Annotated in this window: 25 protein-coding genes; 13 read left to right on the top strand and 12 right to left on the bottom strand. The window is 65.1% G+C overall.

All coding sequences use genetic code 11. From position 1 onward, the window contains the following. Positions 1 to 88 precede the first annotated feature (88 nt). The 4 genes from AC0Z35_RS01010 to AC0Z35_RS01025 all read right to left on the bottom strand — a co-directional run bounded on the left by AC0Z35_RS01010 (position 89) and on the right by AC0Z35_RS01025 (position 5,134). Positions 89 to 556, bottom strand: coding sequence for a barstar family protein (locus AC0Z35_RS01010; RefSeq protein WP_046804365.1), 468 nt, complete (start codon positions 554 to 556; stop codon positions 89 to 91). Next, positions 553 to 1,782 carry a patatin-like phospholipase family protein gene (locus AC0Z35_RS01015; protein ID WP_370512738.1) on the bottom strand — a complete coding sequence of 410 codons (1,230 nt, stop codon included), beginning with the start codon at positions 1,780 to 1,782 and terminating at the stop codon, positions 553 to 555. Before AC0Z35_RS01015 ends, AC0Z35_RS01010 begins: the two co-directional genes overlap by 4 nt. Continuing rightward, on the bottom strand, positions 1,763 to 4,051 hold the full coding sequence (locus tag AC0Z35_RS01020) for an NADP-dependent malic enzyme (RefSeq protein ID WP_485131568.1): 2,289 nt from the start codon (positions 4,049 to 4,051) through the stop codon (positions 1,763 to 1,765). The genes AC0Z35_RS01015 and AC0Z35_RS01020 overlap by 20 nt, the downstream gene beginning before the upstream one ends. A gap of 144 nt (positions 4,052 to 4,195) precedes the next feature. Further along, on the bottom strand, positions 4,196 to 5,134 hold the full coding sequence (locus AC0Z35_RS01025) for an FAD-binding protein (RefSeq protein WP_485131567.1): 939 nt from the start codon (positions 5,132 to 5,134) through the stop codon (positions 4,196 to 4,198). Positions 5,135 to 5,178: 44 nt separating this feature from the next. On the opposite strand from AC0Z35_RS01025, the gene AC0Z35_RS01030 reads away from it, so the two are divergent. Beyond that, complete coding sequence (locus AC0Z35_RS01030) at positions 5,179 to 6,339, top strand: pyridoxal phosphate-dependent aminotransferase (RefSeq protein ID WP_485131566.1); 1,161 nt, start codon at positions 5,179 to 5,181, stop codon at positions 6,337 to 6,339. Positions 6,340 to 6,464: 125 nt separating this feature from the next. Here the strand turns inward: AC0Z35_RS01030 and AC0Z35_RS01035 are convergent, their stop codons facing one another. Beyond that, on the bottom strand, positions 6,465 to 7,283 hold the full coding sequence (locus tag AC0Z35_RS01035) for a lytic transglycosylase domain-containing protein (RefSeq protein WP_046804361.1): 819 nt from the start codon (positions 7,281 to 7,283) through the stop codon (positions 6,465 to 6,467). 83 nt (positions 7,284 to 7,366) lie between these two features. Between AC0Z35_RS01035 and AC0Z35_RS01040 the strand changes: the two genes are divergently transcribed. Beyond that, positions 7,367 to 8,911 (top strand): UbiD family decarboxylase, encoded by a 1,545-nt coding sequence (locus tag AC0Z35_RS01040; protein ID WP_104145552.1) that lies wholly within the window; start codon positions 7,367 to 7,369, stop codon positions 8,909 to 8,911. Between the two features lie 136 nt (positions 8,912 to 9,047). Here AC0Z35_RS01040 and AC0Z35_RS01045 read toward each other — a convergent pair whose 3' ends face one another. The 4 genes from AC0Z35_RS01045 to AC0Z35_RS01060 all read right to left on the bottom strand — a co-directional run bounded on the left by AC0Z35_RS01045 (position 9,048) and on the right by AC0Z35_RS01060 (position 11,009). Then, a complete protein-coding gene (locus AC0Z35_RS01045) occupies positions 9,048 to 9,398 on the bottom strand; it encodes a hypothetical protein (protein WP_046804359.1) in 351 nt (116 codons plus the stop codon). Positions 9,399 to 9,401: 3 nt separating this feature from the next. Continuing rightward, positions 9,402 to 9,815: a phage holin family protein gene (locus AC0Z35_RS01050; RefSeq protein ID WP_319307513.1), complete on the bottom strand. Its 414-nt coding sequence runs from the start codon at positions 9,813 to 9,815 to the stop codon at positions 9,402 to 9,404. A gap of 66 nt (positions 9,816 to 9,881) precedes the next feature. Continuing rightward, complete coding sequence (locus AC0Z35_RS01055) at positions 9,882 to 10,199, bottom strand: ElaB/YgaM/YqjD family protein (protein ID WP_006221213.1); 318 nt, start codon at positions 10,197 to 10,199, stop codon at positions 9,882 to 9,884. An 84-nt stretch (positions 10,200 to 10,283) separates the two neighbouring features. Further along, complete coding sequence (locus AC0Z35_RS01060) at positions 10,284 to 11,009, bottom strand: hypothetical protein (protein ID WP_082134441.1); 726 nt, start codon at positions 11,007 to 11,009, stop codon at positions 10,284 to 10,286. Between the two features lie 227 nt (positions 11,010 to 11,236). Between AC0Z35_RS01060 and cysG the strand changes: the two genes are divergently transcribed. Then, positions 11,237 to 12,655: a siroheme synthase CysG gene (gene cysG, locus AC0Z35_RS01065; RefSeq protein ID WP_485131565.1), complete on the top strand. Its 1,419-nt coding sequence runs from the start codon at positions 11,237 to 11,239 to the stop codon at positions 12,653 to 12,655. A 142-nt stretch (positions 12,656 to 12,797) separates the two neighbouring features. Here cysG and upp read toward each other — a convergent pair whose 3' ends face one another. Together upp and dacB are read right to left on the bottom strand one after the other, a co-directional pair. Next, entirely contained in the window at positions 12,798 to 13,436 is a 639-nt protein-coding gene (gene upp, locus AC0Z35_RS01070) for a uracil phosphoribosyltransferase (protein WP_046804355.1), read from the bottom strand. A gap of 141 nt (positions 13,437 to 13,577) precedes the next feature. After that, entirely contained in the window at positions 13,578 to 15,026 is a 1,449-nt protein-coding gene (gene dacB / locus AC0Z35_RS01075) for a D-alanyl-D-alanine carboxypeptidase/D-alanyl-D-alanine endopeptidase (protein WP_370638726.1), read from the bottom strand. A gap of 193 nt (positions 15,027 to 15,219) precedes the next feature. Between dacB and queA the strand changes: the two genes are divergently transcribed. From queA to AC0Z35_RS01110, 7 genes are all read left to right on the top strand, one after another. Further along, entirely contained in the window at positions 15,220 to 16,278 is a 1,059-nt protein-coding gene (queA, locus tag AC0Z35_RS01080; RefSeq protein WP_120156744.1) for a tRNA preQ1(34) S-adenosylmethionine ribosyltransferase-isomerase QueA, read from the top strand. After that, entirely contained in the window at positions 16,275 to 17,411 is a 1,137-nt protein-coding gene (gene tgt / locus AC0Z35_RS01085) for a tRNA guanosine(34) transglycosylase Tgt (RefSeq protein ID WP_046804352.1), read from the top strand. Before queA ends, tgt begins: the two co-directional genes overlap by 4 nt. A 250-nt stretch (positions 17,412 to 17,661) precedes the next feature. After that, entirely contained in the window at positions 17,662 to 18,006 is a 345-nt protein-coding gene (gene yajC / locus AC0Z35_RS01090; protein WP_006221220.1) for a preprotein translocase subunit YajC, read from the top strand. Positions 18,007 to 18,119: 113 nt separating this feature from the next. Beyond that, positions 18,120 to 20,000: a protein translocase subunit SecD gene (gene secD, locus AC0Z35_RS01095; protein WP_046804351.1), complete on the top strand. Its 1,881-nt coding sequence runs from the start codon at positions 18,120 to 18,122 to the stop codon at positions 19,998 to 20,000. A 54-nt stretch (positions 20,001 to 20,054) separates the two neighbouring features. Then, complete coding sequence (gene secF / locus AC0Z35_RS01100; protein ID WP_046804350.1) at positions 20,055 to 20,990, top strand: protein translocase subunit SecF; 936 nt, start codon at positions 20,055 to 20,057, stop codon at positions 20,988 to 20,990. Positions 20,991 to 21,245: 255 nt separating this feature from the next. After that, positions 21,246 to 21,923 carry a VOC family protein gene (locus tag AC0Z35_RS01105; RefSeq protein WP_104145556.1) on the top strand — a complete coding sequence of 226 codons (678 nt, stop codon included), beginning with the start codon at positions 21,246 to 21,248 and terminating at the stop codon, positions 21,921 to 21,923. Positions 21,924 to 21,958: 35 nt separating this feature from the next. Beyond that, positions 21,959 to 22,696, top strand: coding sequence for an alanyl-tRNA editing protein (locus AC0Z35_RS01110; protein ID WP_485131564.1), 738 nt, complete (start codon positions 21,959 to 21,961; stop codon positions 22,694 to 22,696). Between the two features lie 63 nt (positions 22,697 to 22,759). Here AC0Z35_RS01110 and AC0Z35_RS01115 read toward each other — a convergent pair whose 3' ends face one another. Then, entirely contained in the window at positions 22,760 to 23,527 is a 768-nt protein-coding gene (locus AC0Z35_RS01115; RefSeq protein ID WP_485131563.1) for a phosphatase PAP2 family protein, read from the bottom strand. A gap of 192 nt (positions 23,528 to 23,719) precedes the next feature. Here AC0Z35_RS01115 and miaB point away from each other — a divergent pair, with 192 nt between their 5' ends. From miaB to ybeY, 3 genes are read left to right on the top strand one after another with little or no spacing between them, the layout of a single operon-like run. Continuing rightward, positions 23,720 to 25,174: a tRNA (N6-isopentenyl adenosine(37)-C2)-methylthiotransferase MiaB gene (gene miaB / locus AC0Z35_RS01120; RefSeq protein WP_046805238.1), complete on the top strand. Its 1,455-nt coding sequence runs from the start codon at positions 23,720 to 23,722 to the stop codon at positions 25,172 to 25,174. Further along, positions 25,171 to 26,196 (top strand): PhoH family protein, encoded by a 1,026-nt coding sequence (locus AC0Z35_RS01125; protein ID WP_120156750.1) that lies wholly within the window; start codon positions 25,171 to 25,173, stop codon positions 26,194 to 26,196. The genes miaB and AC0Z35_RS01125 overlap by 4 nt, the downstream gene beginning before the upstream one ends. Further along, positions 26,186 to 26,662 (top strand): rRNA maturation RNase YbeY, encoded by a 477-nt coding sequence (gene ybeY / locus AC0Z35_RS01130; protein WP_046805236.1) that lies wholly within the window; start codon positions 26,186 to 26,188, stop codon positions 26,660 to 26,662. Before AC0Z35_RS01125 ends, ybeY begins: the two co-directional genes overlap by 11 nt. Positions 26,663 to 26,828: the final 166 nt, after the last annotated feature.

Consider the following 26,828-nt stretch of genomic DNA (forward strand, 5'->3'; position numbering starts at 1 on the left):
ATGCGCGGTTAATCGTCCGCGCCCGCAGAGAATCGTTTTAGGCCGCAGTTAATCGTTTTCGGCCGCGGTTAATCGTTTTCGCCCGCGGTTAATCGTTTTCGCCATAGGGCGCTGCGGCGATGCCGGGTTCCGGGTCGGGGTGGCGGCCCGCGTGTTCGATCACAAACGCAAAGATGCGGCCGTTTTCACGTGCAAAGTCGGCAGCGTCCGAACACACGGTTTCAATTTTTGCGGCGTCTTCTTCCAGCACCGGGTCGCCGGAGTGCAGGCGGTACAGCCACAACACCACGCCCGTCTTGTGGTCCAGGACCGTGTCGCACAGGCAGTCGTACAGCGCATCCAGGTTGCCGCCGAAGTACTCGGGGAAATCCACCGCCTTGACGATGGCGCGAAGCACCGCTGAACGACTGCGGGCGGGGTCACAGTTGGCAACGAACAAGGACAGGCCAAGCTCGTGCGAGGCGTCCACGACGGCCTTCTTGTCCAGCCCCTCATGAGGCAGCGCTCCCCCGCGCAGAAGCTGCTTCTGCAACGTAGATTGGCCATTGCGCGTCATGCCTGAGCCTCCTTGAAAAAGGCGATCACTTCTTCGTTACGCTGCATCGTATCGGCATAACCCAGTTCGATCAATCGCTTGGTGTAGCTGGATTCGAATAGCAGATACGACATCAGCGCACCGCCGCCAGGACGGCCTGGGTCGGACGATACACCGAGTACGCGGAAAAGAGCACGGGCTTGCGCGGGCATGTCATCCAAGTGCTCAAGCGCCATCGTATCCAGCGACTGGCTGGGGGTGATGGTCAGCACCTGGATGCGGCGCACGTTGATCTGCGCGCCCTCCGGCGTCGCGTGGTCCATCAGGTAGTTGATGCGTTCCAGGCGCTCGACGTCCACCGACAGGCCATCCAGGAAAATGCTGGACAGCGCATGCCCGCCCACCTGGGCCAGCGACGGATAGGGCGGAGAATCTTCCCGGTTCTCGGGATGGGTGTCATCCCGAAAGCCCGTGCCGATCACCAGCACGCGATGGGCGCCCAGGTGTATGGCGGGGCTGATCGGCGCCAGTTGCCGCATGGACCCGTCGCCGCACCATTCACCCTTGCCGTGCACCGGCACCTGGCGCGCGGGAAACACGAACGGGATGGACGACGAGGCCATCAGATGGTCGATGCCGATAGGCGTGGGTATGGCCAGCCGCAAGTAGCGATGCCAGGGTTCGATGGGCGTGTGCGCCTGGTAGAACGTAAGGTGCTCGCCGCTGGTGTAGCCCGATGCCGTGATCGCCAGCGCCGACAGCGACCCGCGCTCGAGGTTGCCGCGCAGGTGGTCGAAATTCAGCACGCGGCCCAGCAGCGCCTCCATGGGGCTGTTGTCCAGCAGCGACTGCGGCCGCTTGCGCGTCAGGCCCGAATACATCCAGCCCAGCGCCAGCAACCCCAGCCAACGCACACCCGTGCGAATCAGGCCGGGCGCGTCGGCGCGGTAAATCATGTCGGTGTTCAGCGACGACCACAAGCGGCGGATACGGCGCACACCCAGGTGCGGGCGGTCGGCGCGGCACGCCAGCGCAGCGGCGTTGATGGCCCCCGCCGAGGTGCCACAGATGATGTCGAAGGGATTCTGAAAGCGCGAATGCCAGTCCGGGTCCAGCAAGTCCATGATGGCGCTTAGCACGCCCACCTGGTACGCGGCCCGCGCGCCCCCACCCGTCAGGACCAGACCGGTCGGCGTGCGTGGGCACGCCGGACCGGCGGGACTGACTTCAACGTGGCGTGTTGACATCGACCACAGTCATCGCGGTCATGTTCACAATGCGGCGCACGGTCGAGCTTGAGGTCAGGATGTGCACCGGCGCGTTGCAGCCCAGCAGGAACGGGCCAACCGCCACGTTGCCGCCCGCCGCCGTCTTGAGCAGGTTGTAGGCGATGTTGCCCGAATCCACGTTCGGGCACACCAGCAGGTTGGCCTCGCCTTTGAGCGTGGACGACGGCAGGATGCGCATGCGCAGCGCTTCGTCCAGCGCGCAATCGCCGTGCATTTCGCCGTCGATTTCAAGCTCGGGCTCTTTTTCGCGCACGATTTCAAGCGCGCGACGCATCTTGGCGCCCGACGCGGAACTGCCCGATCCGAAATTCGATCGCGACAGCAGCGCCACCTTGGGCGCCAGGTACATACGGCGCATTTCGTTGGCGGCCGCGATAGTGAATTCGGCGATCTGCTCGGCCGTGGGTTCGTCGTTGACGTGCGTGTCCACCAACACCACCGTGCGCTCGTTGAGCAGCAGGATGTTCATCGCGGCATACACGTTGTGGCCAGGGCGCCGGCCGATCACTTCGTCCACGAACCGCAGGTGATCGTGGTAGGCGCCCACCGAGCCGCAGACCATGCCGTCGGCATCGCCCAGGTGCACCATCATCGCGCCGATCAAGGTCATGCGGCGGCGCATTTCCACGCGCGCCATTTCCTTGGTGATGCCGCGCCGGCACATGCGTTCCCAGTACGTCGTCCAGTACTGATGGAAGCGTTCGTCGTATTCCGGGTTGGTCACTTCAACGTCTTCACCCAGGCGCAGGCGCAGCCCCAGCTTTTCGATACGGGTCAGCAGCACCGATGGGCGGCCCACCAGGATGGGGCGGGCCAGGCCTTCGTCAACCACGACCTGCACCGCGCGCAGCACGCGTTCGTCTTCGCCTTCCGCGAACACGATGCGCGCCGGGCCGCCTTCGCGCACGATGCGCTTGGCGGCCGAGAACAGCGGCTTCATGAACGCGCCCGAGTGGTACACGAACTGCTGCAACTGCTCTTCGTAGGCTTCCAGGTCGGCCAGCGGGCGCGTGGCCACGCCGCCGTCCATCGCGGCCTTGGCCACGGCCGGCGCGATACGCACGATCAAACGCGGGTCGAACGGCTTGGGGATCAGGTATTCCGCGCCAAAAGAGATATCGAACGTGCCGTAGGCCGCTGCCACGACTTCGTTCTGTTCTTCCTGGGCCAGCTGGGCAATGGCGTAGACCGCCGCCTTTTCCATTTCACGCGTGATGGTGGTGGCGCCCACGTCCAGCGCGCCCCGGAAAATGTACGGGAAGCACAGGACGTTGTTGACCTGGTTCGGGTAGTCGGAACGGCCCGTGGCCATGACCACGTCATCGCGAACGGAATGCGCCAGTTCGGGCAGGATTTCCGGCGTGGGGTTGGCCAGCGCCAGGATCAACGGGCGCGTGCCCATGGCCGCAACCATTTCGGGCTTGAGCACGCCGCCGGCGGACAGGCCCAGGAACACGTCGGCGTCCTGAATCACTTCGGCCAGCTTGCGGGCATCGGTCTTTTGCGCGAAACGCGCCTTGTCCGGGTCCATGAGTTCGACACGGCCTTCGTAGACCACGCCTTCAATGTCGGTGACCCAGATGTTTTCCAGCGGCAGGCCCAGGTCCACCATCAAATCCAGGCACGCCAGGGCAGCAGCGCCGGCGCCCGAGGTCACGACCTTGACCTTCTTGATGTCCTTGCCCACGACCTTCAAGCCGTTGATGAACGCGGCCGATACCGTGATGGCGGTGCCGTGCTGGTCGTCGTGGAACACGGGAATCTTCATGCGCTCGCGCAGCTTGCGCTCGACGGTGAAGCATTCCGGCGCCTTGATGTCTTCCAGGTTGATGCCGCCGAAAGTGGCTTCCAGCCCGGCAATGATCTCGACCAGCTTGTCCGGATCGGTTTCATTGATTTCGATGTCGAACACATCCAGGCCGGCAAACTTCTTGAACAGCACCGCCTTGCCTTCCATGACGGGCTTGGAGGCCAGCGCGCCGATGTTGCCCAGGCCCAGCACGGCTGTGCCGTTGGTGATCACGCCCACCAGGTTGCCGCGCGCGGTGTAGCGAAACACATTGGCCGGATCCGCCACGATTTCTTCACAGGCCGCCGCCACGCCGGGCGAATACGCCAACGCCAGATCGCGTTGGTTGGTCAGCTGCTTGGTCGGGGTGACCGAGATTTTTCCGGGGCGACCGTGCTCGTGATATTCAAGGGCGGCTTTGCGAAGGTTGGCATCCATAGGGGCGGCTACTGGCTATAAGTGAAACAGAGGGAGGAATTCTATTCCCATGGCGCGCGCCGCGATACGTTTGCGAAAGCGCTGGTGAAAGCTCGCCCACCGGACGGGGCAGGCGCCGAAATCTTACAGCAACCTGAACACATTTCAGGTTTCATTGGGCAGGAATAAGGGAAAACGACCCGCGGGATCGAACAGCGTCTTGACGCGGGCGTCCAGCCGAAACGTCGCCAAGCCGGGGGTCGCCGGGGACGGCACATGGGCGCCCGGCTGCGGCTCGGGCTGGGCCTCGGGCTGCGGCTCGGGCTGCGGCTTGCTAAAGGGCGGCACATCAATCAGCGTGACGCTTTGCACCCAGGCCAGCGTACCGCCATGCCCCAACAGCAAATGCGCCAGGTTCACCGTGGCCGGCGCCTGCGGCTTCAGGGCGTCCAGCCGATAGCGGCCCAGCCAGTGATAGCCGTCGTTCGTTGCGAACGCGTCGCCGCCCGAGGCCAGCTGGAACAGCGCCGGCACCAGGGCCTGCACGGTGGCTGATCGCAGGGGCTGCACGTCGGCCTCGCCAAACGGCCCCAAGGTTTCCTCAACGCCGTCGGCCAGCATCACGTCCACCCCGAGCACGCCCGAGGCCGCGCAGCAACCCGCGGGCCACGGCGCCGGTGCGGCCAGCCATTCGGCCAAGGTCATGGCGTCAGGAAAACCGGCGAACTGCCGCAGCCCGGCCTGGGCCAGCGCGGCCATCGGCACGCCGGGCTGCGCGCGCCAGCGGGGGGTGTCGCCGGCCAGGCGCGCCAAGCCCGCCAACCGCGACGGATCGATACGCAAACGCGGCGCGCTGCTCGCCGCGTAAGGCCCCGTTGCGCCCTCCAGCGCCATCACGACGCGATATTCGGCGCACAGCGCGCGGGCGTGCGCCACGTCGCCGTCACGCGCGGGCGTCAGAATGGCTTGCACGCCACCCGGGCCGTTCTCGCCCAGATCAACAACCTGGCCTTGGCAAAGCAGCGTCAGCCGCTGCATGAAAGCGGCCCATGGCGTTTGCGCGGGCCGCCTGCCAAGCAGGAAAGCGCGCCGGGATGGCTGCATGACTACAATTCCTTTTTGCTTCAAAGACGCTTTTCGAGAATCCAATGCCCCGCCTTGCCGCTCGCACTCAAGACTTTCTGACATTCCAGGTAGTGGAACTATTCAAGCAGGCGCAGGCGCTACAGGCGGCGGGCCACGACATTATCAGCCTGGGCATCGGCGAACCGGACTTTACCGCGCCGCCCCAGGTGGTGGAAGCGCTGGAACGCGCCGCCCGCGCCGGGCTTAGCGGCTACGGCCCGCCCGCCGGGCTGATGCCGCTACGCGAGGCCATTGCGCAGTTCTACCACGACAAGTTCGGCGCCAAGATCAATCCGGCGCGCGTTATTGTCACGGCCGGCGCATCCGGTGCACTGACGCTGGCGTGCGCGGCGCTGGTCAACCACGGCGGCGAAGTCCTGATGCCTGACCCGTCCTACCCGGCCAACAGCAACTTCGTGCTGGCGGCGGGCGGCGTGCCGCGCTTGATTCCCAGTTCCGCCGCCAAACGCTTCCAACTGTCGGCCGACGACGTGGCCCGGCATTGGACGCCCGCGACGCAGGGCGTGCTGGTGGCGTCACCCAGCAACCCCACCGGCACATCCATCGCACACGAAGAACTGGCGCAACTGCTGGCGCAGGTTCGTGCGCGCGACGGCTTTGCCATCGTCGATGAAATCTACCTGGGATTGTCGTATGAAAACGCGCCGCGATCCGCGCTGACGCTGGACGATGACATCATCGTCATCAACAGTTTCTCGAAATTCTTTCACATGACCGGCTGGCGCCTGGGCTGGATGATCGTGCCGGAAGACATGGTGGCGCCCGTGGAAAAAATCGCCGCCAGCCTGGCGATCTGCGCGCCCACGCTGGCCCAGCACGCCGCGCTGGCATGCTTTACCGAACAGGCGATGAAAACCTTCGAGCACCGGCGTGAAGCGTTCAAGCAGCGGCGCGACTACCTGTTGCCCGAATTCGAACGCCTGGGCATCCACGTACCCGTCAAGCCAGACGGCGCGTTTTATATCTATGCCGATATCAGCAACCTGGGCATGGACAGCGCCACGTTTTCGCAGCAACTGCTGCTGCAAGCCGGCGTGGCTGCCGTGCCGGGACTGGATTTCGGGCCGGCCCACGGCAAGCACACCATGCGCTTTTCCTACGCGACGGGGCTGGACCGCCTGGAGAAAGCCGTGGCCCGCATCGGCAAGCTGCTGCAACGCTGATCCGCCATTTGCCGGCGCTTCCGGCGGTCGTTGCGATACCGTCCCAATGAAAAAGCGCGCTCGGTAAAGAGCGCGCTTTTTCGTCTGGCCGGCCGGGCGGTATCGGGCAGACAGGGTGTCCGGTATCAGTCCCGTGCCAGGGCAATGCCCGATGCCAGGGCCAAGCGCCGGCGTTCCGCCTGGACCTTGGCGCCGTAGCCGTTGTCGTCCGGCCCCGTGGAACCCACGTAGCAGGCCAGCCCGGCGTCGACCGAACCGCGCCGGTTGATACAGTCCCGCAGAATCGTCGCCCCGACGCCGATGTTGGCGGCCGGGTCCAGGGCGGTCTTGCCCACGGCGTCGAATTTGTCCTGGTGCACGCTGGTCATCACCTGCATCAAGCCTTGCGCGCCCACATGGCTTTCGGCCAGCGGGTTATAGCGCGACTCGATGGCGATGACCGCCAGCACCAGCAAGGGATCCAGCTGCTTTTCGCGGCTGACCTTGTAGACGGTGTTCAACAGCGGGCCGGTAGCGTCATACGCCACCTTGTATTTGCGCGAGATATAGTTGCGCAACGCTTCTGCCTGCGGGCCGGTCGCCGACAAGGCGGGCTTCTTGGGCACTGGCGGCGCGACGCGCGCCGGCCCCAGCATGCCGGTGGCATTGCTGGCAGGAGCGGTTGGTACGGCCATGGCAATTGCCGACGCCGTGTCGGAACCCAGTTCGGAGCCGGTGTCGGGTTCGACGCCGGTTTGCATGGATGAAGGCGCTAGGGCGGTCAACAAGGCTTTGTGCACTTGCAATGCCTGGTCGCGCAAACCTGGCAGGGCAAATCCCATGCTTACCGTCACAATCACTGCAATGCCCAGATAGACTGAGCAAATACGCAAGGACTCGGCAAGATATTCGTGCACTCCTTGGGCCATATTCCTGAACAGGCTGGCCACTGACGCATCGGGCATGAAAACCTCCTGCGTGGAAAAAGAGGGAGTCAATGTTAACCTCTCTTTCGACCTCAAATGTAACCAAATCGCTGGGATCTGTAGTGAAATACCGCGACCTTAGAGACTTCCTCGCCCAACTTGAACGCATGGGCGACCTCAAACGCATTGCCGCGCCGGTGTCCACCCGGCTGGAAATGACCGAGATTTCCGACCGCGTGCTGCGCGCCGAAGGCCCGGCCCTGCTGTTTGAAAAAGCGCTGCACGACGGCCAACCGGCGCAGATGCCGGTGCTGACCAATCTGTTCGGCACGCCGTCCCGGGTGGCGCGCGGCATGGGCGCCGACAACGTCAGCGCACTGCGCGATATCGGCGAACTGCTGGCGTCGCTGCGCGAGCCCGAAGCCCCCAAGGGCCTGCGCGATGCGCTGGCCAAGGTGTCGATGCTGAAAGCGGCGCTGTGGGACATGAGCCCGAAAAACGTCAAGAGCCCGGCCTGCCAGGAAATTGTCTGGGAAGGCAAGGATGTGGACCTGACCCGCTTGCCGATCCAGACCTGCTGGCCCGGCGATGTGGCGCCGCTTCTCACCTGGGGCCTGGTCATCACGCGCGGCCCGAACGCCAAGCGGCAGAACCTGGGCATCTATCGCCAGCAGCTGCTGGGCCCGAACAAGCTCATCATGCGCTGGCTGTCGCATCGCGGCGGCGCGCTGGATTTTCGTGACCACGCGCTGGCCAACCCCGGCACGCCGTTCCCCATCGCCGTCGCTCTGGGCGCCGACCCGGCCACCACGCTGGGCGCGGTGACGCCCGTGCCCGACAGCCTGTCCGAATACCAATTTGCCGGCCTGCTGCGCGGTTCGCGCACCGAAGTTGCCCAGGCGCTGGGCAGCAACCTGTCGGTACCGGCGTGGGCCGAGATCGTGCTGGAAGGCCATCTGCTGCCCTCCTCCGACCCGCGCGCCGTCAAGCCCGTGGTGCCGGACGGCGTCAACCCGCCGCCCAACAGCGACTACGAGATGGCGCTGGAAGGGCCGTACGGCGACCACACCGGTTACTACAACGAGCAGGACTGGTTTCCGGTGTTCACCGTCGAACGCATCACGATGCGGCGCAACCCCATTTACCATTCCACCTACACCGGCAAGCCGCCCGACGAGCCCGCCGTGCTGGGCGTGGCGCTTAACGAAGTGTTCGTGCCGCTACTGCGCCGCCAGCTGCCGGAAATCGTCGACTTCTACCTTCCACCGGAAGGGTGCAGCTATCGGCTGGCGGTGGTGTCGATCCGCAAGCAATACGCGGGGCACGCCAAGCGCGTCATGTTCGGGCTGTGGAGCATTCTGCGCCAGTTCATGTACACAAAGTTCATCGTGGTGGTGGACGAAGACATCAACCCGCGCGACTGGAAGGAAGTGGTCTGGGCGATGACGACGCGCATGGACCCCGTGCGCGATACGCTGCTTGTCGAAAACACCCCCATCGACTATCTGGACTTCGCCTCGCCGGTCTCGGGGCTGGGCGGCAAGATGGGCTTGGACGCCACCAACAAATGGCCCGGCGAAACCCAACGCGAATGGGGCACGCCCATCACGATGGATGCCGACGTCAAGAAGCGTGTGGACGATATCTGGAGTCAGCTGGGCCTGTAGTTGTGGCTGTGGCGTGCAGCCCGTGGCCGCACGGTCAGGCTTTGGTACTGACCAAAAAAAACCCCGCAATGCAGATGCATCGCGGGGTTTTTTGTGGCGCTTTTTTATGGCGCAAGCCGCAGCAAGGTTGAACGCGTTATTCGTCGTCCTGGCGCGAGCTTTGCCACATCTTGAACAGCTGCCAGCCGACCAATGCGCCGCCCGCGATCTTGAGCAGCTTGAAGCGCTTGCCGCCGCGCATCAGCAAGGTCGAGACGGACGAGGTGACGACCGGATAACGACGCGCCAGCGTGATGGCCTGCAAGGCCCAGCGCGACGCCCCGCCCGCAGCCAGCCGGGGTAAAAGTCCCCGGATGATCGCAGCGGGTTCCAGCCGATGGCCGGTCGTCACGATGTCATGCACCAACGATTCGCGTTCGATGGCGGCGCGGGCGCGCAGCAATTCGATGCGCACGGCGCGATCCACGGTGGGAGACCTTTTCGACATGGTTCAGTCCTCCTCGCGTCGGCGCGCCGGGGGCTCGTCGTCTTGCGCGTCGCGCACCCGTTCAAGCAGTTCCGCGTCGCGGCTCAGCTCGTCAAGGGTGGCCGCAAAGGGCGCCGCGCCATAGACCAGGCCATGGCGCACGACCAGCAACAACGCAATGCCGACAATGCCGTAGAACGCCGCCAGCAGGCCCAGGGCCATGTAGCGGTCTTCGGTGGGCCAGAACAGCACCGCCACCGTTACCGTGAACACCAGCACCGCAAGCGTCAAAAAGAGCAACGCCGCGAAGGCCATGCCCAGCAGCTTGAGCAGGCGCGCCTTTTCGTCGGCGGCTTCCAGCGCGAGCAGCTCCAGGCGGGTGCGCAACAGCCCGACCAGGCTGGACGCGACTCCGAAAACAGATTTTCGTAGACCCATGTTGTCAGGAACGGCGGGCGGGCAGCGCCGGCATGCCGACGTTGCCCGCCCGATCGTTCAAACCAATCAGCGGCGGCTGATCAGCAAGCCGAGCAGCAGGCCGGTCACGCCTGCGATGCCGATGGCTTGCCAGGGGTTGTCATGCACGTAGTCGTCGGTGGCGCGAGCGGCTTTGCGGCCACGTTCGAGCACGGCGTCTTGCGCTTCATAAAGGGCTTCGCGGGTGCGCTTGAGCGAGGTCATGGCGCGGTCGCGCAATTCGTTGGCCTTTTCGCCCGTGGTGCCCGCCGCTTCGCGCAGCAGGTTTTCGGCGTCGTTCAGGCTGGTCTTGACACTGTCGATCAGTTTTTCTTTTGCGACTTCTTCGGATTTTCTCGTGGCCATTTTTTTGAGCTCCTGTTGTGTGTCTATGACAAAAATATAATACCAGCCGCCCTGCCCGCAGCAAGACGTGCTTGATACCGTGTGCTACTTGATCTGCGTAATTTCAACCGCTGATTTCACGCCTGATTGATCTATGTCTTGCTTCATCACCAGGTTCACCGCCGGGCAATACCAATCGGTGACCGTCGTGTTCATGCCGGGTATCGGAATGGTCAGGCCCTGGAACGTCGCCATGGTGGGGTCGGAGTTGCGCGTGTAGGTGACCGGGTGGCAGGACTGGTTGCCCAACGCCGTGTTCAACGACGTTTTCTGGCCCACGCTTTTCTCGCCGATGCGCACCGTGGTGCTGGGCTGGCCCCCGACCGGCGCTTCTTTGCCGATCTTCAAGCGGAAGGACGAGCCGGGCAGCTTTTGCCCGGCGTTCAGTTTGCCGTCGTAGGCAAACAAGCCCAGCATGCGCAGGTCGAACTGGCCCTCGGAAGGCTTGGGGGCTTCGCCCGCCGAGGCATAGCGCAGGAAGGTGGCCTGTCCGCCCTTGACCGTCATCAGGTAATCCAGCTTGGACTTGCCCGGCGGCAGGCCCGCGTAGCCAAACGTGGCCACGCCTTGCACGCGCGCCCGGCAGTTATCGCCATTGCTTTTGGTAACTTCGGTGAAGGTCAGGTCCGCGCCCAGGGACAGGTTGCCCGAGCCGGTCAACTGCACCGCGCCACCGTCATGCATGAACTGGGCGTCGCAAACGCCCGCCTGCACCGACGCCGAGGCGCCCACCGCGCCCATGCACAACACCAAGGATGCGATTTTTTGCATCGTCAATTACCACTCCAGAATTCGGGACTTGCCACCCACGGCTGGCGGCGGCTGGGTTGATACTACACCGGTTGCCGTGCCCGACATATGTCCACTCGTGTCGGCTAATCGCTGCCCGCCAAATAAATTCTGGATATATGAATTCAAGAAATCAAAAGTTGTGGGGATGAAGGCCCGTCCCTATGATCGGGGGATATTTTGCCGGGTACGCCCGAGGCGGGCACACGATGAAGCTTTTCCCGATTTTTGCTGACCTGAAGGGTCGGCGGGTGCTGGTGGTGGGTGGCGGCGCGGTAGCCGAACGCAAAACGCTTGCACTGCTGGAAGCCTTTGCCCAAGTGGTGGTGGGCGCGCCGGAACTGACGCAGGCATTGACCGAACTGGTGGCCCAGGGCCGCGTTGAACATATGCCGGGCCGCTTTGACGCCGCCTGGCTGGAGGACGTCTGGCTGGTGGTGGCCGCCACCGACGACCGCGCGGCCAACGCCGCCGTGTCCGAGGCGGCCGGCGCGCGCCGCATCTTTACGAATGTGGTGGACGACCCGGAGCTATCGTCGTTCCAGGTGCCGTCCATCGTCGACCGCTCGCCCGTCATCGTGGCTATTTCGTCCTCGGGCGTGGCGCCTGTGCTGGCGCGCCGCGTGCGCGAGCGCATCGAATCCCTGTTCGACCACACGTTGGGCCAGCTGGCCGCGTTGGCCGCAACCTATCGCAAGCGTATCCGCGCCAGCCATCCCGACCTGGGCGCGCGCCGCCGCTTCTATGACTGGCTGCTGGACGGCCCAGTGGCCGGCCTGCTGCGCCAGCAACAACCCGCCCAGGCCGAAGCCGCGCTGAGCCAGGCGCTGGACAAACCGCTTGCGCCCGCTGAAGGCAGCGTCGTGCTGGTGGGCGCCGGCCCCGGCGACCCCGGGCTGCTGACATTGAAGGCGCTGCGAGCGCTGAACGAAGCCGACGTCATCCTCTACGACCGCTTGGTCAGCGACGACGTCATGTCCCTGGCGCGCCGTGACGCCGACCGCATTTGCGTGGGCAAGCTGCCCGGCGAAAACCATCACGCTACCCAGGCTCGCATTCACGCCCTGCTGGTCGAGCACGCGCAAGCAGGCAAGCGCGTGGTGCGGCTGAAAGGGGGCGACGCCTTTATTTTTGGCCGGGGCGGCGAAGAACTGGAACATTTGCGCGCGCATGGCGTGCGCTTTGAAGTGGTGCCCGGCATTACGGCGGCGCTGGCCTGTGCGGCCTATGCCGGCATTCCGCTGACGCATCGCGAGCACGCCCAATCGGTGCGGCTGATCACGGCGCATTGCCGCGAAGACGAAGACAACCTGGACTGGCCCGCGCTGGCGCGTGAAAAGCAGACCTTGGCTTTCTATATGGGCGTGGGGCAGCTGGAACTTCTGACCCGGCGCCTGCTGGGCCATGGCCGCGCAGCCGACACCCCGTTCGCGTTGATCGAAAACGGCAGCCGGCCGGAACAGCGGGTGCTGTCGGGCACGCTGCAAGCGCTGCCCGAACTCGCGGCCGAACATGGCATCCGGTCCCCCGCCCTGTTGATCGTGGGTGAGGTGGCCGGGCTGGCACCAAAGCTGCGATGGTTCGGCCAACACATCGACGGGGAAGCGGTCCGCGCACCTGGCGCGTGAGCTGCGTTGCGCGGGCCCCGGCTGCCGGATCGGCAGCCGTCCGAGGCGCTAGCTAGGCAGGTTCACTAGGTAGCCGGATCACTAGCTAGCCGGATCGCCAGACAGCCTGGCCGCCAGACAGTCGCCCGCCGGGCTCCCCCCGTCAGACCGTCTTCTGGGTCGTACCGAAGATGCGGTCGCCCGCGTCACCCAGGCCGGGCATGATGTAGCCGTGTTCGTTCAGGCCGTCATCGATGGACGCCGTATAGATATGCACGTCGGGGTGCTTGGACAGCACGGCATCGATGCCCACGGGCGCGGCCACCAGCACCAAGGCGCGGATTTCCTTGCAGCCGGCGCGCTTGAGCAAATCAATAGCGGCGACCATCGAACCGCCAGTGGCCAGCATCGGGTCGACAATCAGCGCCAGGCGCTGGTCCAGCTCGCCGACCAGGCGTTCCAGGTAGGTATGGGCTTCCAACGTCTCTTCGTTGCGGGCCACGCCCACCACGCTGACCTTGGCGCCGGGAATCAGGCTGAGCACGCCGTCCAGCATGCCGATGCCGGCGCGCAGGATTGGCACCACGGTGACCTTCTTGCCGGCGATCTTCTCGACCTGGACCTGTCCACACCAGCCCTCGACGGTGGCGGGCGCCAGCGGCAGGTCCTTGGACGCTTCGTACGTCAGCAGCGCGCCCACTTCCTGCGACAACTCTCGAAAGCTCTTGGTGCTGAGGTCGGCGCGACGCATGATCCCGAGCTTATGGCGGATCAGCGGGTGGCGGATTTCGTGCACGGGCATGTGCGTAATTCTCCAGAATATTGAAATACAGGGTTTGTCGCCTCAGGCGGCCGTTCGCATGCCGCAACTGAGGATCGTAATCGGTTTAAAGCCCTTGGGGGGCAGCAAGCGCACATCGTGCGCGCCGCGTGGGGGCCACCTTCATTGATCGGCCAGCCATGCGATCAGGGCGTCGTCGAAAGCCCGGACGGCCCCCGCCTGTTCGTGGTTCACGATGCTGACGACCACGTAGCGCTTGCCGCTGGCTCCCAGCACGTAGCCGGCGATGGATCGCACGTCGCGCAGCGAGCCGGTCTTCAGGTGCGCCATGCCCTGCGTGCCATCGCCCTTCAGGCGGCGGCGCACCGTGCCATCCACCCCGGCAATGGCAAAGGACGAAATGTACTCGGGCATGACCGGCGAATTCCACGCCACGGTCAACATCGAGGCCAGGCTGTCGGCCGACACCCGGGCCTCTCGCGACAGGCCCGCACCGTTGTCGATGACCAGTTCGGGCATGTCCAGGCCCTGCTTGACCAAGGCGCCCTTGGCCGCCGCCTCGCTGCTGGTCACCGTGGCCGGCCGCCGGCCGCGCTCTGCGCCCAGCGTCAGCAGCAGCGTGCGCGCCATGACGTTGTTGCTGCGCTTGTTGATCTGGCGGATGACCTCGGACAAGGTCGGAGATTCATGCGAGGCCAGCACCACGGCGTCCGCCGGCACCATGCCCGATTTGACCTGCCCCTTGAACGTGCCGCCCAGCTCTTTCCACAACATGCGAAAGATTTCGGTGGCGTAATCCGGCTGCGACAGCGCCAGCCGATACAGGCTGAATTCGCCGCAAGACCCGGCCACCTTGCCGCCGACCCGGATCGTCACGCCCTGCTGGGTAATGAGGGGTTCCGTCGTGACGACCGGGGGGCCGGGACAGCGGACGTCGCTCCATTGCACGCTGCCTTCAATCTTCAGACCGGGCAAGGGCGGGTCGATCAGCGGCACCCATTTCTGGGCCACGGGGTCGGGCGTGAACAACAGGCGCAGCGCGCCAAAACCCACCATTAGCGCATCGGGGCTGGCGTTGTAGGCGCGGTCCGGGGCGCCGTCGAAAGCGCCCGGGTCCGTGGCGACCTGGCCGAAAATGCTGCGGTCGATGACCAGGTCATTGATTTGCTTGACGCCGCGCAGACGCAGTTCGCGCAGCAGCGCCCACAGGTCCTGCATCAGAAATTGAGGGTCGCCGCCGGCACGCAGGTACAGGGGGCCGGCCAGGACGCCGCGGGCGTCGGGCCGGGCGCCGGGCGCCGTCATGAATTCGGTGCGCCAGACGTAATTCGGGCCCAGCTCGGACAACGCGGCCCACGTCGTGACCAGTTTCATCACCGACGCCGGGTTGCGCGGTTCTTTCGCGTTCAGCGCGATCAGCCGCTGCCCGCCCAGCTCTTGCACCACCAGAGACAGCGAACTGTCGGGCAACTTGCTGGCCTTCCAGGCATTCACGACGTTGGGCGGCAGGCCCTGGACCTGCGCGCAGGCGCTGCCGGCCGACAGGGCCACCAGCGCGCCGGCCAGCCACCGCTTCAGCCCGCCCCACCGCTTCATCGCTTGTCCCGTCATGCCTTGTCCACCGGTTGCTATTGCTCTCAAGACCGAGAGCATACAAAACCTGGGACGGTTGCGGGCGGCGGGCAGATCCGACCCTGATAACCTTCGCCTTTACAATAGCCGGTTGCCCCGAGCTAGCCCGGCCGCCGCCATCAGCGTTTACCGGGCCGCCCCTCCTGACAGACAGATACCCGCAGATACCCGCGTGACCCAGTCCCTGACCGTTTCCGACTTCAATTACGAGCTGCCGCCAGAACTTATCGCGCAGACGCCCGCCGCCCAGCGCACGGGCAGCCGCCTGCTGCATCTGGACGCAGCCAGCCAGCTGCACGACCGCCAGTTCGCCGACCTGGTCGGCCTGTTGCGGCCGAACGACCTGCTGGTGTTCAACGACACCCGCGTCATCAAGGCGCGGCTGGCTGGCCATAAGATCACCGGCGGCAAGATCGAAGTGCTGGTCGAACGCATCACCGAGTCCGACCGCGTGCTGGCCCATGTGCGCGCCAGCAAATCGCCCGGCCCGGGCATGGTGCTGCGCCTGGCCGATGCCTTCGACGCCACCGTGCTGGGCCGCGAAGGCGAGCTTTTCGATATCCGCTTTCCCGGCCCGGTCCTGGACCTGCTGGACGCGCACGGCGCCACGCCGCTGCCGCCCTACATCACGCACGCGGCCGACGCGGGCGACGACGACCGCTATCAAACCGTCTACGCCCGCGAGCCCGGCGCGGTGGCCGCCCCCACGGCCGGCCTGCACTTTGACCAGCCCACGCTGGACCGCCTGGCCGACCTGGGCATCGCGCGCGCTTTTGTCACGCTGCACGTGGGCGCGGGCACCTTCCAGCCGGTGCGGGTCGACAACCTGGCCGACCACATCATGCACGCCGAATGGTTCACGGTGCCGCAGGCCACGGTGGACGCCATCGCCGCCACCCGCGCCAAGGGCGGCCGCGTGATCGCCGTGGGCACCACCAGCGTGCGCGCGCTGGAATCGGCGGCGGCGCAAACCGAAGGGCGCACGGCCCCCGGCCTGCCGCTGGCCGCCGCTCAGGGCGACACCCGCCTTTTCATCACCCCCGGCTACCGGTACCGCGTCGTGGACGCCCTCGTCACCAACTTTCACCTTCCCCAGTCGACCCTGCTGATGCTGGTGTCGGCGCTGGCCGGCGTCGAGCCGATCCGCCGCGCCTACGCCCATGCGGTGGCCCAGCGCTACCGCTTCTTCAGCTATGGCGACGCCATGTTTATCGAGTCCCCCGCCCCATGACCGGTCTGAACTTTGAACTGCTAGCCACCGACGGCGGCGCCCGCCGCGGCCGCATCACGCTGAACCATGGCGTGGTCGAGACGCCCATCTTCATGCCCGTGGGCACCTATGGCAGCGTCAAGGCCATGATGCCGCACGAGCTTAAAGAGATTGGCTCGCAGATCGTGCTGGGCAACACGTTTCACCTGTGGCTGCGTCCGGGCACGGACATCATGGAAAAGCACGGCGGCCTGCACGGCTTCATGCAATGGGACAAGCCCATCCTGACCGACTCGGGCGGCTTCCAGGTGTTCAGCCTGCAAGGCATGCGCAAGATCACCGAGGAAGGCGTGAAGTTTGCGTCGCCCATCGACGGCGCGCGGCTGTTCCTGACGCCCGAAGAATCGATGCGTATCCAGCGTTCGCTCAATTCCGACATCGTGATGGTGTTCGACGAATGCACGCCGTACGAAATCGACGGCCGCCCCGCCACGGTCGAGGAAGCCGCCCGGTCCATGCGCATGTCGTTGCGCTGGGCGCGCCGCTCGCGTGACGAATTCGACCGCCTTGGCAACCCCAACGCGCTGTTCGGCATCGTGCAGGGCGGCATGTACGAATCGCTGCGCGACGAATCGCTGGCCGGCCTGCAAGACATCGGTTTTCACGGCTACGCCATCGGCGGCCTGTCGGTGGGCGAGCCCAAAGAAGACATGATGCGCATCCTGGCGCACGTCACGCCCAAGCTGCCGGCCCAGGCGCCGCGTTACCTGATGGGCGTGGGCACACCGGAAGACCTGGTCGAAGGCGTCAGCCGTGGCGTGGACATGTTCGATTGCGTCATGCCCACCCGCAACGCGCGCAACGGCTGGCTGTTCACGCGCTTTGGCGACGTCAAGATCCGCAACGCCAAGTACCGCGACGACACCCGCCCGCTGGACCCCAGCTGCGGCTGCCACACCTGCGGCAACTTCTCGCGCGCCTACCTGCACCACCTGCAACGGGCCAACGAGATCACCGGCGCGCGCCTGAACACGCTGCACAACCTGCATTTCTACCTGACGATCATGCAGGAAATGCGCGAAGCCATCGGGCAAGGACGCTTTGACGCCTGGCGCGCGCAGTTCGCCGCCGACCGGGCGCGCGGCATCGAATAACCGGGCCTTTTTCCAGGGGGGGTCTTTTTTATCGGGATTCCGTCCCCATAGATTGGGATCCATCCCTAGTGAAAGGCCGGCAATAACATAGATACAATAGTCGGCTTGCCCTATCCATGGCTCGCGCGGGGATGGGCGCATAACAACACAGCTAAGGGGTTTGGCAATGACCCACGGTTACATAGAGAACCCGGGCATGGCTGGCCGTAGCAACAAACAACCCACACAGACTTAAACGCAGGAGAATTCAATGTCCGTTATCGATACCGCAAGCCTCGTCGTGGCACAAGCCGCCGCCCCTGAAGGTAATGCGTTGATGGGCATGTTGCCCATCGTCCTGATGTTCGTGATCCTCTACTTCCTGATGATCCGCCCGCAGATGAAGCGTCAGAAGGAACACCGCAACCTGATCGCCGCCCTGGCCAAGGGCGACGAAGTGGTCACGGCCGGCGGCATGCTGGGCAAGGTCACCAAGGTCAACGACAGCTACGTGACCGTTGAAGTGTCCGAACTGGCCGACAAGCCCGTTGAAGTCATCATGCAGAAGTCGTCGGTTTCGACGGTGCTTCCTAAAGGAACCATCAAGGCCCTTTAAGCGTCTAATAGGAGCCCCGTCGGGCTCTTATTACGTTTGATGGGACCCACCGCCGCCCGCCGCGTTCATCGCCCGGGCGGCCCTTTTATCACCCTGACATGAAGTAGCCGGCAATGAACCGCTATCCCCTCTGGAAGTACATTACGGTCCTGATCGCGGTCATCATTGGCCTCTTGTACACGCTTCCGAATTTCTACGGCGAGTCGCCCGCGGTCCAGGTTTCCAGCGCCAAGGCCACCATCAAGGTGGACGCGGCAATGTTGAACCGGGTCGATCAAATCCTGACCGACGCCAAGATTCCGAACGAAGGCGTCTTCTACGAACAAAACGGCACGCTCGGCACCGTGCGCGCCCGTTTCCCCTCGACCGACCTGCAACTGCAGGCGCGCGACCTGCTCGACAAAACCCTGAACACCGTTGCCGGCGACCCGCACTACACCGTGGCGCTGAACCTGCTGCCCGCCTCGCCCGCCTGGATGCGCGCGATGGGCTGGTTCGCCCCCAAGCCCATGTACCTGGGCCTGGACTTGCGCGGTGGCGTGCACTTCCTGCTGCAAGTGGACATGCAAGGCGCGCTGACCGCCCGCTACGACTCCCTGGCCGCCGATGTGCGTTCCGTGCTGCGTGACCAAAAGGTCAACGTGGCCGGCGTCGAGCGCTCGGGCATGGGCGTTGCCGCCACGTTCGCCAACACCGACGACCGTGACCGCGCCATCGCCACCCTGCGCACCCGCCTGCCCGACCTGGAATTCACGGAACGCGAAGAAGGCGGCAAGCAAGTGCTGCTGGGCGCCCTGAACCCGGCCGCCGTCCAGCGCGTGCAGGATTCCGCGCTGAAGCAGAACATCAACACCCTGCACAACCGCATCAACGAACTGGGCGTGGCCGAACCGGTCATCCAGCAACAAGGCGCGGACCGCATCGTGGTGCAACTGCCCGGCGTGCAGGACGTGGCCAAGGCCAAGGAACTGCTGGGCCGCACCGCCACGCTGGAAATCCGCATGGTCGACGACACCCCCACCGCGCAAGCCGCGCTGCTGGGCGGCACCGTGCCCTTTGGCCTGGAACGCTACAACGACCGCGACGGCCGTCCGATCCTGGTTCGCCGCCAGGTCGTGCTGACGGGTGAAAACCTGCAAGACGCGCAGCCGGGCCGTGATTCGCAAACCCAGCAAGCCGCCGTCCACCTGACGCTGGATTCCAAGGGCGCGCGCATCTTCCGCGACGTCACGCGCGACAACATCGGCAAGCGCATGGCCATCCTGCTGTTTGAAAACGGCAAGGGCGAAGTGGTCACCGCGCCGGTCATCCGCAGCGAAATCGCGGGCGGCCAGGTGCAGATCTCGGGCAGCATGAGCTCCGAAGAAGCCGCCGACACCGCCCTGCTGCTGCGCGCCGGCGCGCTGGCCGCACCGATGTCGATCATCGAAGAACGCACCATCGGCCCGAGCCTGGGCGCCGACAACATCTCGAAGGGCTTCCATTCGACGCTGTACGGTTTCCTGGCCATCGCCGTCTTCATCATCCTGTACTACCACCTGTTCGGTGTGTTCTCCACGGTGGGCCTGACGCTGAACGTGCTGCTGCTTCTGGCGCTGCTGTCCATGCTGCAAGCCACTCTGACCTTGCCGGGTATTGCCGCTATCGCGCTAACGCTGGGTATGGCCATTGACTCGAACGTGCTGATCAACGAGCGGATACGGGAAGAACTGCGCGCCGGGGCAACCCCGCAGCAGGCCATCCACCAAGGTTTCGAACGCGCCTGGGGCACGATTCTAGACTCGAACCTCACGACGCTCATCGTCGGGCTGGCGCTGCTGGCCTTCGGTTCGGGCCCGATCCGGGGTTTCGCGGTGGTGCACTGCCTGGGCATCCTGACGTCGATGTTCTCGTCGGTGGTGGGCGTGCGCGCCCTGGCCAATCTGTACTACGGCCGCAAGAAGAAGCTCTCTTCGATCTCCATCGGCGAGATCTGGAAACCGAAGGCAAACTGACAATAAGGCGGACGGCCCACAGCCGTCCGCCATAAAAAGAACCGAAGGCGAAAAATGGAATTTTTCCGTATTCACCGCACCATCCCGTTCATGCGCCATGCGTTGGTGCTGAACATCATCAGCCTCGTCACGTTCGCGCTGGCGATCTTCTTCATCGTCACGCGCGGCTTTCACCTGTCGATCGAGTTCACCGGCGGCACGGTCATGGAAGTCAACTACGCCCAGACGGCGCAGTTGGAAAACGTGCGCGGCGTGGTGTCCAAGCTGGGCTATTCCGACTTCCAGGTGCAGAACTTCGGCACCTCGCGCGACGTCATGATCCGCCTGCCGCTGCAGGAAGGCCAAACGTCGGCCACGCAAAGCGAAAGCGTGCTGGCCGCGCTGAAGACGGCCGATTCCAGCGTTGAACTGCGCCGCGTGGAATTCGTCGGGCCGCAGGTGGGCCAGGAACTGCTGCACAACGGCCTGATGGCCCTGCTTGTCGTGGTCATCGGCATCATGGTGTACCTGGGCTTTCGCTTCGAATGGAAATTCGCCGTCGCCGGCGTGATCGCCAACCTGCACGACGTGGTGATCATCCTGGGCTTCTTCGCGTTCTTCCAATGGGAGTTCTCGCTGGCGGTGCTGGCGGGGGTGCTGGCAGTGCTGGGTTACTCCGTGAACGAATCGGTCGTCATCATGGACCGTATCCGCGAGAACTTCCGCAAGTACCGCAAGGCAGACGTCACCGAAGTCATCAACAGCGCCATCACCCAGACCATTTCGCGAACCATCATCACCCACGGTTCGACGCAGATGATGGTGCTGGCCATGCTGTTCTTCGGCGGCCCCAGCCTGCACTACTTCGCCATGGCGCTGACCATCGGCATCTGGTTCGGCATCTATTCGTCGGTGTTCGTCGCTGCCGCGCTGGCCATGTGGATGGGCGTCAAGCGCGAAGACCTGATCAAGCCGGTCAAGAAGGAAGGCGAAGAAGGCGAAGTCGCCTGATTCCTGCCCGCTGACCCCCCATCCCGATCCCGGTCCCGGTCGGGCTGCAAACAAAAACCCGTCGCATGCGCGACGGGTTTTTGCTTTTGGGGCGGCGTGCAAGGCACGTCGACCATCCGCGGCCGCTACGACTAGCCGCGTTGGCCCGAAGTGCTTGCCTTCGCCGTTCTCGCCGCGGGGCGTATTGACGGTTATATCCGAACAGATATATTCATGCGGGTACGAATCCGCCGGCATTCGCTACCATAGGTCCCCATGAAACTCACCATTGATCATCTCGTCATCGCCGCGGCGGACCTTGCCAGCGGTACGGAATATGTCGCCGGGCTGCTGGGCATCGCGCCACAAGGCGGCGGCGCGCATCCGCGCATGGGCACCCACAACCGCGTGCTGGGCATGGCGGGCGGCATGTATCTGGAGGTCATCGCCATTGACCCGGACGCGCCCGCACCCGAGCGGCCGCGCTGGTTCGGGCTGGACCAGGGCGACATGCGCGCGCGCTTGCAACAGGGCCCTTTCCTGGCGCATTGGGCCGCGCGCGTTCAAGCGCCGCTGGACCTGACGCGCATGCAGGCCGAACACCCCGAACGTATCGCCCCCGTCATCCCCATGACGCGCGGCGATCTGCGCTGGCGCTTGACGGTGCCGGACGACGGCAGCCTGCCGGCGTGGCGCGAAGCGGGGCACGCGGCCGGCGACGGCTTGCTGCCTACGCTGATCCAATGGGATGTGGACGCCTACCCCGGCGTCAGCCTGCCGCCGCAACCGTTGACGCTGGTGCGCCTGACGGGATGCCACCCGCAGGCCGGCCTGCTGCGCCAGGGGCTGACCTGGATGGGTGCGGACACCCTGATCGACCTGGAACAAACCGACGGGCAGCCGCGCCTGACCGCGCTGATCGACACGCCGCAAGGGCAGAAGACCCTGGCGTAACCGCCCGCACATCGCATTCAAACCGGAGACCCCGCATGACAGCCATCGCCACAGCCACCGCCACCCGCAAACGTTTCGACGACGAACCCTATCTGGACCAATGCCAGGCCACCATCACAGCCGTCAGCCCCGAAGGCGTCGAGCTGGACGAGACCGTTTGCTATGCGCGTAGCGGCGGGCAGGCGGGGGACAGCGGCACGCTGACGCTGACGGACGGACGCGTGCTGACGTTGGCGGACACGGTCTACGCGGACGACCGCCAGCGCATCCTGCACGTGCTGAGCCTGGCCGACGGCGACACGCCCCCGCAAGTGGGCGACCGCGTCACCGTGGCCATCGACTGGCCGCGCCGCCATCGCCTGATGCGGCTGCACACCTGTCTGCACCTGCTGGGCGCGCTGGTGCCCGCCCCCGTGACCGGATGCAGCATCTCGGCCGACTCTGCCCGCATCGATTTCGACCTGCCGGAATCCACCCTGGAAAAGGCCGAGCTGACCGAGCGCCTGAATGCGCTGATCAACCGTGGCCTGGACGTCACCGTCACCGGCATCACCCCGGAAGAACTGGCCGCGCAGCCCGACCTGGTGCGCACGGTGGGCGCGGCGCCCCCGACGGGCACGGCCAAGATCCGAATTGTGGATATCCCCGGGGTGGATCGCCAGCCCTGTGGCGGCACCCACGTGCGCAACACCGGCGAAATCGGCGCGGTGGCCATCGCCAAGATCGAAAAGAAAAGCCGCACGAATCGACGCGTGGTCGTCAACTTTGCATAAGCGATGCGCGATAAAACAAGGGCCGCGATGTTGTCGCGGCCCTTGTTTGACGGGCGCCCGGGTTCAAGCTTTCTTCCACCAACGCCAAGGCGCGCGCAGCGGCCATTGATACTGGCTGCCCAACACGCGGGGCGCCAGCAGATGTCCTACCAGCACCGCGATGCCGGCCGCAGTCATCACGTCGGAAAGGTAGTGGTCCAGGTTGACCAGCCGGCTCATCGCCACCAGCGCGGCCAGCAGCAGAAACACCACGCGCCAGCGCGGCGCCAGGATGCTCAGCACCACGGCCACTGCAAAAGCCGCATAGGTGTGGCTGGACGGAAACGAATTGAACTGCTGCGCGCGTGAAAACGATTCGCCCAGCCCGTAGATGCCCTTTTCGAAGAACAACTCGGGACGCGCGCGCGCCACCGACCGCTTGAGCAACAACACGACCACCCCGCCCACGGCCATGGTCGACAGCATCAGCAAGCTGCCGCGCGCCATGCTGGAATAGCTCATGCGCAGCGGGTTGCGCCAGCCACGCGCCAGGCCGATCAAGCCGACCACGTAGAAAGCCAGCGCCACGCCGATGTACGGGCCGCTTTCGCCCAATTCGCCCACCCATTCAAAAGATTCGTTCACGCCGGCGGACACCGACTGCTTGATCCAGATGGCCAGGGGCAGGTCCACCCAGCGCGCACTCGCGCCGGCCAGCAACGCCAGGGCCGCGGCCAGCAACAGCCAGGTCGTCCAGGAAAATGGGTTGCGGATCTGGTTTTGCACGGCGGGGCCGGGCGCGGCAGGGGGCACGGAGGCGGCGGCCTGGGGCGTCAGGGGGTTCGGTGTCATCGGTGCCGCTTACGGGAAAAGAGGAACGCTTAAGGGGAAACGGGAATATTACTTGCGGCGGGAATCGAGCCGGCTCGCTATCGTAACGGCGACCTACCCGCGGGGCCAAGAAACAATTTTCCGGCAAAGGTTAAAATTCCGCCTTTCCACCCCTTTCAGCCCCCGGGATCTACACCCGTCACGGCGACACTCATGCAAGCTACCTCCCTCAAGCGCGCCAACGCGCCCAGCGCCGGCGATTCCGCCGCCGCCGCCCTTCCGGACACTGCCGCCGCCGACGCGGGCACCGGTTCCCCCCGCAAGCTGTACATCCGCACCTTTGGCTGCCAGATGAACGAGTACGACTCGGACAAGATGGCCGACGTGCTGCGCGGCGACCAGGGCCTGGAGCTGACCGACAACCCGGAAGAAGCCGACGTCATCCTGTTCAACACCTGTTCGGTGCGCGAAAAGGCGCAGGAAAAAGTGTTCTCGGACCTGGGCCGGGTGCAGCACCTGAAAAAGACCAATCCCAACCTGGTGATCGGCGTGGGCGGTTGCGTGGCCAGCCAGGAAGGCGCGGCCATCGTCAAGCGCGCGCCCTATGTCGACGTGGTGTTCGGCCCGCAGACGCTGCACCGCCTGCCCGACCTGATCGCGCGCCGCCGCGCCGAGGGCCGGTCGCAAGTGGACATCAGCTTTCCGGAAATCGAAAAGTTCGACAACATGCCGCCCCCGCGCGTGGACGGCGCCACGGCGTTCGTGTCCATCATGGAAGGCTGTAGCAAATACTGTAGCTTCTGCGTCGTGCCGTACACGCGCGGCGAGGAAGTGTCGCGCCCCTTCGAGGACGTGCTGATCGAAGTGGCCGACCTGGCCGATCAGGGCGTGAAGGAAGTGACCCTGCTGGGCCAGAACGTGAACGCGTACCGCGGCAAGATGGAAGGCTCGGACGAGATCGCCGACTTTGCCATGCTGCTGGAATACGTGCACGAAATCCCGGGCATCGAACGCATCCGCTACACCACGTCGCACCCCAAGGAAATGACCCAGCGCATGGTGGACGCCTACGCCCGCCTGCCCAAGCTGGTGTCGTTCCTGCACCTGCCCGTGCAAGCCGGCAGCGACCGCGTGCTGGCCGGCATGAAGCGCGGCTACACCACGCTGGAATTCAAGTCGGTGGTGCGGCGCCTGCGCGCGGCCCGCCCCGACCTGACGCTGTCGTCCGACTTCATCGTGGGCTTTCCCGGCGAAACGGAAGAAGACTTCGAAAAAACCATGAAGCTGATCGAAGACGTCGGCTTCGACACCTCGTTCTCGTTCGTGTATTCGCGCCGGCCGGGCACGCCCGCCGCCGACCTCACGGACGACACGCCGCAAGACGTCAAGCTGCGCCGCTTGCAGCGCCTGCAAGCGCTGATCAACGAGCAGGCGGCCACCATCGCCCGCAACATGGTCGGCACCCGCCAGCGGCTGCTGGTGGAAGGCCCCTCGCGCCGCGACCCCAACGAACTGATGGGCCGCACCGAGAACAACCGCATTGTGAACTTCGCCGCGCCCGCGCGGCTCATCGGACAAATGGTCGACGTCATCATCACCGAAGCGCACACCAATTCGTTGCGCGCCCGGGTGGCCGATGTAGACCGCGTTCCCCAAGAGGCCGAATGACCACTCCCCGTTCCCGCGCCCGTCGCAGCATGCCCGCCGTCGTCAACCTGGACGGCGACAACACCCACCTGGCCAATCTGTGCGGCCCCCTGGACGAGAACCTGCGCCAGCTGGCCGACGGCATGGGCGTGAACCTGTCGCGTCGCGGCAGCCGCGTCACCATCGAAGGCGAACGCGCCGAATTGGCCGGCCGGGTCTTGCGACGCTTTCACGAACAAGCCGTGCACCGCGCCCTGTCGATCGATGACATCCAGCTGGGCCTGGTGGAAATAGGCGTTGGCCGCCAGGAAGACAAGCCGCAGGAAGCCCAGGTGCGCGAGGCCGATGCCTTGCCGGCCCTGGACGACGACAGCGACAGCATCGCGCTGCGCACCAAGCGCAGTGACCTGCGCCCGCGCACGCCGCGCCAGCGCGACTACCTGAACAACATCCTGAAGCACGACATCACGTTCGGCGTCGGGCCGGCCGGCACGGGCAAGACCTGGCTGGCGGTGGCTTGCGCCATCGACGCCATGGAACGCGATACGGTGCAGCGGCTGGTGCTGACGCGCCCGGCCGTCGAAGCCGGCGAGCGCCTGGGCTTTCTGCCCGGTGATCTGGCCCAGAAAGTAGACCCGTATCTGCGCCCGCTGTACGACGCGCTGTACGACCTGATGGGCTTTGAAAAGGTGCAGCGCCTGTTCGAAAAGCAGACCATCGAAATCGCGCCGCTGGCCTATATGCGCGGCCGCACGCTGAACCACGCGTTCGTTATCCTGGACGAAGCGCAGAACACCACGCCGGAACAGATGAAGATGTTCCTGACACGGATCGGTTTCGGCAGCAAGGCCGTCATCACCGGTGACCCGTCGCAGGTGGACCTGCCGCGCGGTCAGGACAGCGGCCTGGCCCATGCGGTCAAGGTGCTGGAAGACGTTCAGGGCATCGCCACCACCCGCTTCACCAGCCGCGATGTCGTGCGCCACCCGCTGGTGGCCCGCATCGTCGACGCCTACGATCGCGCCTCTGAAAATGAAGCCTGATCTGTCCCTGTCCGTGCAGTACGGGGTCGAGGAAGCCCGCCTGCCCCGCTGGCGCCTGCGCCGGTGGGCCGAGCGTGCGCTGGCGGCGGCGGCCGAAGACGGGCTGGTGGATTTTTCGGCTGCGGAACTCAGCCTGCGCCTGGTCGGCGCGGCCGAGGGCCGGCGCCTGAACCGCGATTTCCGCGAACGCGACTACGCCACCAACGTCCTCACCTTCGAGTACGGCGTGGACCCGTTGGGTGTGGCGCGCGGCGATATCGTGATGTGTGTGCCGGTGCTGGTGCGCGAGGCGCGCGAACAGCGCAAACCGCTGCTGGAGCACGCCGCGCACCTGACCATTCACGGCGTGCTGCATGCGCTGGGCTACGACCACATCAAGGCGCGCGACGCCAAGCGCATGGAAGCCCTGGAAACGGCCACGCTGGCGCAGATGGGCATTGCCGATCCGTACGTGGCGGCCGACTAGGCAAGGTCCGGCAGGCCGTGGCCACCCGAGCGTCGAACGCCGCCGTGCGTTCGGGCATGCCGCTTGCGGCCCCTCGGGTCAACCCCTAGCTTCTGGCGAAAAATGGCGTCAAGCAACGCGCAGATGTCGTCGTTTGCCCGCATTTTCAGGGCCGTCGTTACAAAAC

The sequence above is a fragment of the Achromobacter sp. 1L-A-4-B-C2 genome, from assembly GCF_057291955.1.

Bases quoted from the DNA above. Each gene is read 5' to 3' on its own strand.
- AC0Z35_RS01010 (WP_046804365.1), bottom strand. From the start codon at position 556: ATGACGCGCAATGGCCAATCTACGTTGCAGAAGCAGCTTCTGCGCGGG.
- AC0Z35_RS01015 (WP_370512738.1), bottom strand. From the start codon at position 1,782: ATGTCAACACGCCACGTTGAAGTCAGTCCCGCCGGTCCGGCGTGCCCA.
- AC0Z35_RS01020 (WP_485131568.1), bottom strand. From the start codon at position 4,051: ATGGATGCCAACCTTCGCAAAGCCGCCCTTGAATATCACGAGCACGGT.
- AC0Z35_RS01025 (WP_485131567.1), bottom strand. From the start codon at position 5,134: ATGCAGCCATCCCGGCGCGCTTTCCTGCTTGGCAGGCGGCCCGCGCAA.
- AC0Z35_RS01030 (WP_485131566.1), top strand. From the start codon at position 5,179: ATGCCCCGCCTTGCCGCTCGCACTCAAGACTTTCTGACATTCCAGGTA.
- AC0Z35_RS01035 (WP_046804361.1), bottom strand. From the start codon at position 7,283: ATGCCCGATGCGTCAGTGGCCAGCCTGTTCAGGAATATGGCCCAAGGA.
- AC0Z35_RS01045 (WP_046804359.1), bottom strand. From the start codon at position 9,398: ATGTCGAAAAGGTCTCCCACCGTGGATCGCGCCGTGCGCATCGAATTG.
- AC0Z35_RS01050 (WP_319307513.1), bottom strand. From the start codon at position 9,815: ATGGGTCTACGAAAATCTGTTTTCGGAGTCGCGTCCAGCCTGGTCGGG.
- AC0Z35_RS01055 (WP_006221213.1), bottom strand. From the start codon at position 10,199: ATGGCCACGAGAAAATCCGAAGAAGTCGCAAAAGAAAAACTGATCGAC.
- AC0Z35_RS01060 (WP_082134441.1), bottom strand. From the start codon at position 11,009: ATGCAAAAAATCGCATCCTTGGTGTTGTGCATGGGCGCGGTGGGCGCC.
- cysG (WP_485131565.1), top strand. From the start codon at position 11,237: ATGAAGCTTTTCCCGATTTTTGCTGACCTGAAGGGTCGGCGGGTGCTG.
- upp (WP_046804355.1), bottom strand. From the start codon at position 13,436: ATGCCCGTGCACGAAATCCGCCACCCGCTGATCCGCCATAAGCTCGGG.
- dacB (WP_370638726.1), bottom strand. From the start codon at position 15,026: ATGACGGGACAAGCGATGAAGCGGTGGGGCGGGCTGAAGCGGTGGCTG.
- tgt (WP_046804352.1), top strand. From the start codon at position 16,275: ATGACCGGTCTGAACTTTGAACTGCTAGCCACCGACGGCGGCGCCCGC.
- yajC (WP_006221220.1), top strand. From the start codon at position 17,662: ATGTCCGTTATCGATACCGCAAGCCTCGTCGTGGCACAAGCCGCCGCC.
- secD (WP_046804351.1), top strand. From the start codon at position 18,120: ATGAACCGCTATCCCCTCTGGAAGTACATTACGGTCCTGATCGCGGTC.
- secF (WP_046804350.1), top strand. From the start codon at position 20,055: ATGGAATTTTTCCGTATTCACCGCACCATCCCGTTCATGCGCCATGCG.
- AC0Z35_RS01105 (WP_104145556.1), top strand. From the start codon at position 21,246: ATGAAACTCACCATTGATCATCTCGTCATCGCCGCGGCGGACCTTGCC.
- AC0Z35_RS01110 (WP_485131564.1), top strand. From the start codon at position 21,959: ATGACAGCCATCGCCACAGCCACCGCCACCCGCAAACGTTTCGACGAC.
- AC0Z35_RS01115 (WP_485131563.1), bottom strand. From the start codon at position 23,527: ATGACACCGAACCCCCTGACGCCCCAGGCCGCCGCCTCCGTGCCCCCT.
- miaB (WP_046805238.1), top strand. From the start codon at position 23,720: ATGCAAGCTACCTCCCTCAAGCGCGCCAACGCGCCCAGCGCCGGCGAT.
- AC0Z35_RS01125 (WP_120156750.1), top strand. From the start codon at position 25,171: ATGACCACTCCCCGTTCCCGCGCCCGTCGCAGCATGCCCGCCGTCGTC.
- ybeY (WP_046805236.1), top strand. From the start codon at position 26,186: ATGAAGCCTGATCTGTCCCTGTCCGTGCAGTACGGGGTCGAGGAAGCC.